We start from the raw sequence: 854 nt of genomic DNA on the forward strand, positions 1-854 counted from the left end.
TCACTCATTACAGGAATGCTGCCCCGTTAGCTGAACAAAAAAAAGCTGCCGAAAAAGCAACCCCATTATCATGCACTCAAACACCCATTTTTTAAAGTAGAGTTATTCACAATCTTTACACTAACTTGCTCATTGGTTAAAACAAAAAGAGTCACGGCAGCGACCTCTTCTTTCATTACGAGATATTTGAACAACTAGGTAGAAAACAATTATTACACTGATTTTATCTTATTTTCATTAGTAATTGTTTTTTCCACAATGTATTGATAGCCATAGATAAAAATTGATAATAATACGCAAATAAAATACCAAATGGTATGATTTATTTTTTTAAATTTAAATATATCAAATTTTTCCCACATAGAACCAAGTAGAAAAGCATTAAAAATATTCGCAATGGCATTGGTAACGAGGTATTTTGGAAAATTACCGTAAGTTAGTTTAAATATCCATAGCGTTGCTACAAAATATGGTCCTAATATATATGAGAAATCTACATTACCAGGGGAAAGTGGATTTTTATTTATCCACCATCTCCTCTTATTTCCGATGACACTAAAGACACTTAAAAATAAATTAATAAAACTTGCTACGGGTAAATACCTTACGAATGATTTTTTATCCATGAACAGAACAGAAAGCCATGGAATGATTATCATAGCTAACGAAAATGCTTTCTTTTTATTCATCTCAACCAACTTCCCCCAGAATGTTTTTTTTATCATTCCTCAGGCTAAGCTTTTTTATTATCACTTGTTCATACAGATAGGTAAGGGTTTGAAGTTATCGCTCCTTTTTCCCCCTGTTCACACCGTACGTGAAACTTTCGAATCATACGGCGTTCCAACTATACC

At 32.6% G+C, this 854-nt stretch carries 1 protein-coding gene; it reads right to left on the minus strand.

What is annotated here, in order from left to right:
* Window positions 1–212 precede the first annotated feature (212 nt).
* Complete coding sequence (locus ABES02_RS29640; RefSeq protein ID WP_430141606.1) at window positions 213–689, minus strand: hypothetical protein; 477 nt, start codon at window positions 687–689, stop codon at window positions 213–215.
* Between the last annotated feature and the right edge of the window lie 165 nt (window positions 690–854).

Origin of the sequence: Neobacillus pocheonensis (genome assembly GCF_050477905.1) — a bacterium.
Taxonomy (GTDB): domain Bacteria; phylum Bacillota; class Bacilli; order Bacillales; family Cytobacillaceae; genus Neobacillus; species Neobacillus pocheonensis_A.

Coding starts and splice junctions, on each gene's coding strand:
- ABES02_RS29640 (WP_430141606.1), bottom strand. CDS start 689: ATGAATAAAAAGAAAGCATTTTCGTTAGCTATGATAATCATTCCATGG.